Here is an 8,693-nt window from a genome sequence, read left to right on the forward strand (position 1 = left end):
TAGACAGACGAATGGTGGGGCCGCCGGGTTGGCGGCCCCACCATCGTGCCCTCCAGTAGATGGGGGCTAGCGGTGGTGTGTGGCTTTGGCGGCCTTGCGGATCCTGAAGGCGCTGCCGAAACACCCGGCGGCCCCCAGCAGCAGCGGCAGCGAGATCGCGCGGGTGATGAAGCTGCCGGCCAGGTCGAGCGAGGCGAAGATGACGAATGCCAGGACGAGCCCGGCGACGCAGGCTCCGCCGGCGATGAGCATGGTCCTGAATTGGCGTTGCTGGTCCTCATTCACGTCGAGGACGGTACAGGGCGTTTCGAAACATTCGGATATGTGGCATTGGCGTTTTGTCGCGGGTGGACGGCGCGAAAAGGCGGCCATGACCTGTGGTTTCGACCGATCGGACGGTGCCGAGGGTGCGGCCGGGGCGCCCCCGGCGGTCCAATGTCGTCATTGGGCAATGGCGCAAATGCGCACCGCCGTCCGCCGGGCGACACATTCGCGCCACGACCCATGCGTAATCTGGACGGCATGTCTTTTCAGGCCGAGGCGGTGGTCGACCTGGACACCATCGCCGCCAACGTCGCCGCGCTGGACGCCCACACCAGCGCGCGGGTGATGGCCGTCGTCAAGGCCAACGCCTACGGCCACGGGCTGGTGCCCACCGCCCGCGCCTGCCTCGCCGGAGGCGCCGCCTGGCTGGGCTGCGCCACCCTGGACGAGGCGCTGGCCCTGCGCGCCGCCGGGATCACCGCGCCGGTGCTGGCCTGGCTGCTGGCCCCCGGGCTCGACCTGGCCTCCGGCATCGACGCCGACATCGACCTGGCCGCCACCTCGATCGACGGCCTGCGGGAGATCGCCGAGGCGCCATCGCGGCGCCCCGCGCGGGTGCATCTCAAGGCCGACACGGGAATGGGACGCGGCGGGGTGCCCGCCGCCGACTGGTCCCGCTTCGTCGAGCTGGCCGCCAAGGCCCAGGCCGACGCCCGCATCGAGGTGGTCGGGGCCTGCAGCCACCTGGCCTGCGCCGACGAGCCCGACCACCCCGCCAACGCCGCCCAGCGCGCCGCGTTCGCGGAGTTCCTGGACGCGGCGTCCGACGCCGGTCTGCGGCCGTCCGTACGACACCTGGCGAACTCCGCGGCCACCCTCATCGACCCGGACAGCCACTATGACCTCGTCCGCCCCGGCATCGCCGTCTACGGTTACCCGCCGGTGGACACCCCGGTCACGCTGCGCCCCGCGCTGAGCCTGCGGGCCCGCCTGGTTGCGGTGAAGCGCTTGCCGTCCGGCCACGGAGTCGGCTATGGACACATCTTTGTGACCGATCATGAGACCACGGTTGGCTTGGCCCCCTTGGGATATGCTGACGGGGTACCGCGCGGGGTTTCAGGACGCGGCGCGCGCGTACTAGTGGAAGGGCAGCCGCGTCCCATTCTCGGCCGGGTCTCGATGGACCAGGTAGTGATCGATGTGGACGGTACGGGCGCGCGCGAGGGCGATGTCGTGGAGTTCTACGGCCCCCACCAGATCACCGCCGACGACTGGGCGGCCTGGAACGACACGATCGCGTACGAGCTGCTCACCTCCGTGGGCAACCGGGTGCCGCGTCGGTACGTCGGGGCGGGGTCATGAGCGGTGAAGCCAAACGATCCAAGGCCCGCACGTACGGGATCATCGGGGCCATCGCGGGTACCGCGGCGGCCGGCATCGCGGCGGCCGTGGCGGCGGAGCGCTACGTGATCCGCAAGGCGCGCACCGACCCCAACGACCCATACGGCGACGAACCCTTCGGCGAGCTGCCCGCCGACCGGATCCGCACCGTCCTCACCGAGGAGGGCGTCGACATCCACGTCGAGACCGTCGGCACCCAGGCGATGCCCGGCGAGGCCAAGGGCGAGATCCCCGCCGCCACCGTGATCTTCGTCCACGGCTACTGCCTCGACGAGGGCACCTTCCACTTCCAGCGCCGCGCGCTGGCCGCCTCCGACCTGCCGGTGCGGGCGGTGTACTACGACCAGCCCGGCCACGGGCAGTCCGGCGCGCTGCCGACGCCCGAGTACGACATGGACGACCTGGCCCACACGCTGTACGCGGTGATCGCCCAGGCCGTGCCCTCGGGCCCGCTCGTCCTGGTCGGGCATTCCATGGGCGGCATGACGATCATGGCGTTCGCGCGGCTGTACCCGGAGCTGTTCGCCGAGCGGGTGGCGGGGGTGGCGCTGTTGTCCACATCGGCCGGTGGCCTGGACCAGGTGTCCTTCGGCGCGCCCAGGGCGCTGGCCCGGGCCCGCAAGGTCTTCCTGCCCGCCGTGGGGCGAATCGCCTCGCTGAGCCCGAGCGCCGTGGACCGGTTGCGCAAGATGTCGGCCGACATCGCGTGGCTGTTGACCCGCCGCTACGGCTTCGCCGCCCCGAAGCCCTCGGCCGCGCTGGTCTCCTACGTGGAGAAGATGAACACCGGGACCACGATGCGCACCGTCATCGGGTTCTCCCGGTCCCTTCTCGAACACAACGAGTACGATTCCCTGGCGCCCCTGCGGCGGGTCCCGGTGCTGGTGAGCTGCGGTGAACAGGACCAGTTCACCCCGGCCGAGCATTCGCGGACCCTGGCGGCGGCGCTCGGGGACGCCCGGCTGGCGGTGATCCCCGACGCCGGTCACGTGGCGCTGCTGGAGAAACCGGACGCCGTGACCGCGCCGCTGATGGCGCTGCTGGAGACCGTCGTGGAACGGTTGAAGTCGGCGCCGAGGGCCACCTCACCGGAGCCCAAGCGCCGCAAGCGCTGGCTCCGCAAGAAGAAGGAAGACGGGATCTAAAGCGTCGTGTTGGCAAAGACCGTCGACGACACCCAGGCATTCGGCGCCCGCCTGGCCGCCGCGCTGCGCCCCGGCGACCTGGTGGTGTTGTCGGGCCCGCTGGGCGCGGGCAAGACCGCACTCACCCAGGGCATCGGCGCGGGGCTGGGCGTGACGGGCGCCGTCACCAGCCCCACCTTCGTGATCGCTCGGGTGCACCGCGGCGCGCTGCCGCTGGTGCACGTCGACGCGTATCGGCTGGGCGGGCTCGACGAGCTGGACGACCTCGACCTGGACGCCTCGGTCGAGGAGTCGGTCACCGTGGTCGAATGGGGAGCGGGCATCGCCGAGCGGCTGTCCGAGGACTATCTGGAGATCCGCATCGAACGCCACGACGACGACGCTCGCGAGCTGGATCTGCGCGGGCACGGCGGCGACTGGGCCGAGCGGATCGCCAAGCTGGAGGCGGAATGCTGATCCTCGCCGTCGACACGTCCACGCCGGCGGTCACCGCCGCCGTCGTGGAGTTCGCCGAACGGTTCTCCGGCGGCGGCGCCGAACGCGTCGTCCTCAATCCGCGCGCCCACGGCGAACTGCTCACCCCGCTGATAAGCCAGGCCCTGGAACAACTCCGGGCCACACCGAGCGACCTGGGCGCCATCGTGGCGGGCGTCGGGCCCGGCCCCTTCACGGGGCTGCGCGCGGGCCTGGTCACCGCCGCCGCCATGGGCCACGCCCTGTCCATCCCCACCTACGGCGTCTGCTCCCTGGACGGCATCGGCGCCACCACCAGCGGCAAGACCCTGGTCGCCACCGACGCCCGGCGCAAGGAGATCTACTGGGCCACCTACGTCGACGGCGTGCGAGCCGACGGCCCGCACGTGTCAGCGCCGTCCGAAGTGGCCGAGATCGCCGCGGCCGCCGACGGCTGCTACGGCGACGGCGCGCACCGCTACGCCGACGTCTTGGACGTCACGCCAGCGGAGGACCCGCGCTTCCCGCGGGCCGCCGCCCTGGTCGGCCAGGCGGGCGAGCGCATCGCGTCGCGGGCCCCCGGCGAGGGCCTCACCCCGCTGTACCTGCGCCGCCCCAACGTCAACATCGGCGGCCAGAACCAGCGTGTCTGAGGCGGAGATCGTGCGCCTGCGCTGGTGGCACATCGAACGGCTGCTCCAGATCGAGGTCGAGCTGTTCGATTCGGAGGCGTGGACGGCGGCGATGTTCTGGTCCGAACTGGCGGCGGGCAACTACTACCGCCTCGCCGTCGACGGCGCCGACATCCTGGGCTACGCGGGACTGGCCGTCAACGGCGAGGAGGCGTGGGTCAACAACATCGCGGTGCGCGGCGCCGCCCAGCGCCGCGGCATCGGCTCGGCGCTGCTGACCGACCTGATCGGCGAGGCCCGGCGGCGCGGCGCCACCCGCGTCGCGCTGGAGGTGGCGGTGGACAACGCGCCCGCCCAGCGCATGTACGACGCCTTCGGATTCGAGGGCGTGGCGGTGCGCCGCGGCTATTACCAACCCAGCAACACCGATGCCCTGGTCATGCTTAAGGATCTGACTGATGAGTGAACCGCTGGTCCTCGGGATCGAGACCTCCTGCGACGAGACGGGTGTGGGCATCGTGCGCGGCCACACCCTGCTGGCCGACGCCGTTGCGTCGAGTGTGGACGAGCACGCGCGATTCGGCGGCGTCATCCCCGAGGTGGCCTCGCGCGCCCACCTGGAGGCCATGGTGCCCACGGTCCAGCGCGCCCTGGACGACGCGGGCGTCGCCCTGTCCGACATCGACGCCATCGCCGTCACCGCGGGCCCCGGCCTGGCGGGCGCCCTGCTGGTCGGCGTCGCCGCCGCCAAGGCCTACGCCCTGGCGGCGGGCAAGCCCCTGTACGGCGTCAACCACCTCGCCGCCCACATCTCGGTCGACACCCTGGAAAACGGCCCCATCACCGACCCCGTGCTGGGCCTGTTGGTCTCGGGCGGCCACTCCTCGCTGCTCCAGGTCGACGACCTGGCCACCTCGGTGCGCCCGCTGGGCGCCACCATCGACGACGCCGCGGGCGAGGCCTACGACAAGGTCGCCCGCCTCCTCGGCCTCCCCTTCCCCGGCGGCCCGCCCATCGACGCCGCCGCCCGCGACGGCGACCCCGCCGCGATCGCGTTCCCCCGCGGCCTCACGGGCGCCCGCGACATGGAGCGCCACCGCTACGACTTCTCCTTCTCGGGCCTCAAGACCGCCGTCGCCCGCTGGATCGAGGCCCGCGAGCGCGCGGGCCAGCCCGTCCCCGTCGCCGACGTCGCCGCCTCCTTCCAGGAGGCCGTCTGCGACGTCCTGACCCGCAAGGCCGTCGAAGCGGCCCGCACCCACGGCATCGACACGATGGTGCTGGGCGGCGGCGTGGCCGCCAACACCCGGCTGCGCGCCATGGCCGAGACCCGCTGCGCCGACGCGGGTCTGCGGCTGCGCTTCCCGCGCCCGAAGCTGTGCACCGACAACGGCGCCATGGTGGCCGCCCTCGGGTCCCACCTCGCGACAGCCGAGGTCGCTCCGTCCGCACTGGACATACCCGCCAACTCCTCGCTGCCCGTGGACGTCGTGAGCCTGGCCGATCGGGTGTCGTAACCCGGATACCGCCCGGGCCAACAGCTCCACGGCCTCGGCCAGGTGGGTCGGCGACAGCCCCGCGAAGCCCAGCACCAGTCCGGGCGGCCCCGGCGCGGCGACCCGAAACTCGGTGATGCCGCGGACGCCGACGCCGAGCCGACGGGCGCGCTCGATGACCGTGGGCTCGTCGATGCCGTCGATCTCGACGTACATGTGTTGCCCCGCCGAGATTCCCGCGATGCGGGCGCGGGGGAGATGGTGCCCGAGGGCGGCCACCAGCGCGTCGCGCCCCCTGCGGTACCGCAGCCGCATCGCGCGGACGTGACGGTCGAACTCGCCCGACTCGATGAGGCGGGCCATGACGAACTGGTCCAGCACGGGCGATCCGAGATCGGTGGTGGCCCTGAGGTTCGCGACGGTGTCGGCGATCGGGGCGGGCGCCAGCATCCAGCCGAGCCGCAGCCCCGGGGCCAGCGACTTGCTGGCCGAGCCCAGCAGCACCCCCCGCTCGGGCATCAAGCCCTGGAGACACCCGATGGGTTCGCGGTCGTAGCGGAACTCGGCGTCGTAGTCGTCCTCGATCACCAGCGCGTCGCGCCCGATCGCCCACTCCCGCAACCGCGCCCGGCGCTCGGGGGACAACACCACGCCCGTGGGGTACTGGTGGGCGGGCGTCAGCATCACCGCGCTCGCGTCGGTGCGCTCCAACGCCGCGACGTCCATCCCCTCGCGGTCGACGGGAACCGGCACGATCTCGGCGCCCGCCGCCCGCAACAGCGGCAACTGGTACGGCGAGGTCGGGTCCTCGATCGCCAGGCGAATCCCGCCCAACGCCCGCGTCAGCAGCGTGATCCCGTCGGCGACCCCGCCGACCACCACGATCCGCTCGGGGCGGGCCCGCGCCGCCCGCACCCTGCCCAGGTACTCCGCCAGCGCCACCCGGAACCGCTCCACCCCCGCGGCGTCGGGGTAGCCGAGCTCGGCGTGCGGGGTCTCGGCGAACACCGTCCGCAGCGCCGACAACCAGGGCCCGCGCGGAAACGCCGCCAGGTTGGGGGTGCCGAGCCGCAGGTCGAGCCGCGGCGCCCGATCCCGCCCGCCGTCGGGCGCGTCCGTCGGTGGCGCGCCGCCATCGTCCATATCAGACTGATGAATGGGCGCCACCCGGGTCCCCGACCCCTGCCGCGACACCACCAGTCCTTCGGCGATGAGCTGCTCGTACGCCTCCACCACCACGCCCCGCGACACGGACAGGTCGGCGGCGAGCTGCCGCGTGGCGGGCAACCGCGCCCCCGCCGCCAGGCGCCCCTGGCGGATCGCCCGCCGCAACCGGGCGGCGATCTCGCGCCCCAGGCCGCGGCCGCGCGGGTCGATGTCGAGGTGCAGCTCGGTCACGACCGACTCCAAGATTGGTCCACATTTCCGGCCCACAAGTGGCCTAGTTACCCGAACCAATCGAGCATAGCCTCGGCCCCATGCAGAAGTCCCACCTCCGAGGGGCGGCGCAGGCCACGGTCGGCATGCTGCTGGTCGGCTCCCTCGTGGCGGTCAACGCCTCCATCAAGGACTATCCGATGTACACCGCCCAGGCGATCCGCTACACCCTCGCCTCCGTCGTGCTGTGCGCCCTCCTGGCCGCCCGCAGGCCGCCCCGCGTCCGCCTCACCCGCCGCGACGTCCTGCTCCTTGCCGCCCTGGCCACCAGCGGGCTCGCGGTCTTCAACGTCGCCATCGTCTACGCCACCCACTACTCCAGCGCCGCCCTGGTCGGCACGGTCGTCGGCTCGGGCCCCATCGTGATGGCGGTCCTCGGCCCCCTGGTCGCCCGCGGCGGCCGCCCCAGCCCCCGCGTCATCGCCTCCGCCGTCGTGGTCACCGCGGGCACCGCCGTGGCCACGGGCCTGGGCGGCGGCGGGACGCTCGGCGCGCTCCTGGCCGCCGTCGCCCTCGCGGGCGAGGTCTCGTTCTCCCTGCTCGCGATGCCCCTGCTCCCCAGGCTCGGCGCCCTGCGCGTCTCGGCCTACACGGCCGTCGCCTCGGTCCCGATCCTGCTGGCCCTCGGCCTGGCCGTCGACGGCACCACCATCCTCCGGGCACCATCGTGGACGGAACTCTCCGCGATCGCCTACCTCGGCCTGATCGTCACGGTCGGCGGCTTCCTCCTGTGGTACGACGCCCTACCCCGCCTCGGCCCCGACCGCGCGGGCCTCTTCGCGGGCATCATGCCCGTCGGCGCGGTCGCCACCATGATGCTGCTCGGCCAGGGCACCCCCACCCCCGCCGAGCTCGGCGGCGCGGCCCTCGTGGTCGGCGGCATCGCCCTCGGCCTCACCCGATCGACGGCCACCCGAACGGGCGCCGTCCTGGCGCGCACCTGACAACGCGGGCCATCACAACCGTTCGCACAACAGCGCCGCGTGCCTGTCGGCGACCCGCGTGACCACCAGCGTCGCCTCGTTGTCCCCCCTCAGCCGCAGGCGGGTGCGGAGCTTGTCGGGGACGACGTCGGCGCCGCGCTTCTTGATGGTGAGGCGACCGATCTTCCTGTCGCGCAGGGCATCGGCGAGCTTTTTCACGTGAAACGGGAGGACAGCGGTGACGCGGAAGGACTGGGCGAGGGGAGTGTCTACTGGGGAGTCCGTGTACAGGTAGGCGATGGTGGGGTGGGCCAGGCGGGCGCCCAGGAGGTCGGAGAGTTCCGCGATCAGGTGGGCGCGGATCACCGCGCCGTCGGGTTCGTGCAGGTACTCGCCGACCTCGCCGACGGGGGCCTCGCGGTCTCCCGTCCCCGCGAGCTCGTGGACGGCGGAGCCGCGCAGCAGGGTGGCCCGGCGGGGGGCGGCGTCGTCGAAACCGTTCCACAGGGCGGCCTCCACGACGTCACCGTCCACACTGACCCATTCGGCCTCGGTGTCGGCGGGGATCGCGGCGTGGTCGATGCCGGGGCCGACCTTCGCGACGCGGCGGGGCACCGCCGAGGCCGCGCGCCACAGGTCGGGCAGGGGCGGGGTGTAGCGGGCGGGGTCGTAGACGCGCCTGCCGTCGACGCGGCGGGCGGGATCGGCGAACACCGCGTCGCACGCCGACAGGTCGACGGCGAGGGCGTCGGCGCGGCGCACCTCGATGAGGGAGGACAGGCCGAGGGCGCGGGCATTGGCCTCGGCGATGGCGGCGACGTCGCCGTCGCGGTCGACGGCCAGGACCCGCAAACCCTGGCGGGCCAGGGCGAACGCGTCGGAGCCGATGCCGCAGCACAGGTCGGCCACCTCGGCGGCCCCCGACGCCGCGAGGCGCCGGGC

The 8,693-nt window shown here is 73.0% G+C and carries 9 protein-coding genes and 1 pseudogene; 7 read left to right on the forward strand and 3 right to left on the reverse strand.

What is annotated here, in order from left to right; translation table 11 throughout:
* Positions 1 to 66 precede the first annotated feature (66 nt).
* Entirely contained in the window at positions 67 to 285 is a 219-nt protein-coding gene (locus tag VE172_RS19750; protein WP_324803691.1) for a hypothetical protein, read from the reverse strand.
* Positions 286 to 522: 237 nt separating this feature from the next.
* Here VE172_RS19750 and alr point away from each other — a divergent pair, with 237 nt between their 5' ends.
* Genes alr through tsaD form a run of 6 tightly spaced genes read left to right on the forward strand, consistent with a single transcriptional unit; the run spans position 523 to position 5,412 of the window.
* Positions 523 to 1,626, forward strand: a complete 1,104-nt coding sequence (gene alr / locus VE172_RS19755) for an alanine racemase (RefSeq protein ID WP_324803692.1) — start codon at positions 523 to 525, stop codon at positions 1,624 to 1,626.
* Positions 1,623 to 2,810 (forward strand): alpha/beta fold hydrolase, encoded by a 1,188-nt coding sequence (locus VE172_RS19760; protein WP_324803693.1) that lies wholly within the window; start codon positions 1,623 to 1,625, stop codon positions 2,808 to 2,810. Before alr ends, VE172_RS19760 begins: the two co-directional genes overlap by 4 nt.
* Positions 2,811 to 2,816: 6 nt before the next feature.
* The gene (tsaE, locus tag VE172_RS19765) at positions 2,817 to 3,266 is read left to right on the forward strand and encodes a tRNA (adenosine(37)-N6)-threonylcarbamoyltransferase complex ATPase subunit type 1 TsaE (RefSeq protein ID WP_324803694.1); all 450 of its coding nucleotides are present in this window, start codon (positions 2,817 to 2,819) and stop codon (positions 3,264 to 3,266) included.
* Positions 3,260 to 3,916 (forward strand): tRNA (adenosine(37)-N6)-threonylcarbamoyltransferase complex dimerization subunit type 1 TsaB, encoded by a 657-nt coding sequence (tsaB, locus tag VE172_RS19770; RefSeq protein ID WP_324803695.1) that lies wholly within the window; start codon positions 3,260 to 3,262, stop codon positions 3,914 to 3,916. Before tsaE ends, tsaB begins: the two co-directional genes overlap by 7 nt.
* Positions 3,909 to 4,361 (forward strand): ribosomal protein S18-alanine N-acetyltransferase, encoded by a 453-nt coding sequence (gene rimI / locus VE172_RS19775; protein WP_324803696.1) that lies wholly within the window; start codon positions 3,909 to 3,911, stop codon positions 4,359 to 4,361. The genes tsaB and rimI overlap by 8 nt, the downstream gene beginning before the upstream one ends.
* A complete protein-coding gene (gene tsaD / locus VE172_RS19780) occupies positions 4,351 to 5,412 on the forward strand; it encodes a tRNA (adenosine(37)-N6)-threonylcarbamoyltransferase complex transferase subunit TsaD (RefSeq protein ID WP_349258467.1) in 1,062 nt (353 codons plus the stop codon). Before rimI ends, tsaD begins: the two co-directional genes overlap by 11 nt.
* A gap of 78 nt (positions 5,413 to 5,490) precedes the next feature.
* On the opposite strand, the pseudogene pdxR reads toward tsaD, so the two are convergent.
* Positions 5,491 to 6,825, reverse strand: a pseudogene (pdxR, locus tag VE172_RS19785) (MocR-like pyridoxine biosynthesis transcription factor PdxR); the annotation flags it as partial.
* Positions 6,826 to 6,869: 44 nt separating this feature from the next.
* Between pdxR and VE172_RS19790 the strand changes: the two are divergent.
* On the forward strand, positions 6,870 to 7,772 hold the full coding sequence (locus VE172_RS19790) for a DMT family transporter (RefSeq protein ID WP_324803698.1): 903 nt from the start codon (positions 6,870 to 6,872) through the stop codon (positions 7,770 to 7,772).
* Positions 7,773 to 7,784: 12 nt separating this feature from the next.
* Here the strand turns inward: VE172_RS19790 and VE172_RS19795 are convergent.
* Positions 7,785 to 8,693, reverse strand: a 909-nt coding sequence (locus VE172_RS19795; protein ID WP_324803699.1) for a class I SAM-dependent methyltransferase, incomplete at its 5' end; no start/stop codon positions are given.

Source organism: Stackebrandtia sp. (assembly GCF_035643755.1).
Classification (GTDB): domain Bacteria; phylum Actinomycetota; class Actinomycetes; order Mycobacteriales; family Micromonosporaceae; genus Stackebrandtia.

Coding starts and splice junctions, on each gene's coding strand:
- alr (WP_324803692.1), top strand. CDS start 523: ATGTCTTTTCAGGCCGAGGCGGTGGTCGACCTGGACACCATCGCCGCC.
- tsaB (WP_324803695.1), top strand. CDS start 3,260: ATGCTGATCCTCGCCGTCGACACGTCCACGCCGGCGGTCACCGCCGCC.
- VE172_RS19760 (WP_324803693.1), top strand. CDS start 1,623: ATGAGCGGTGAAGCCAAACGATCCAAGGCCCGCACGTACGGGATCATC.
- VE172_RS19790 (WP_324803698.1), top strand. CDS start 6,870: ATGCAGAAGTCCCACCTCCGAGGGGCGGCGCAGGCCACGGTCGGCATG.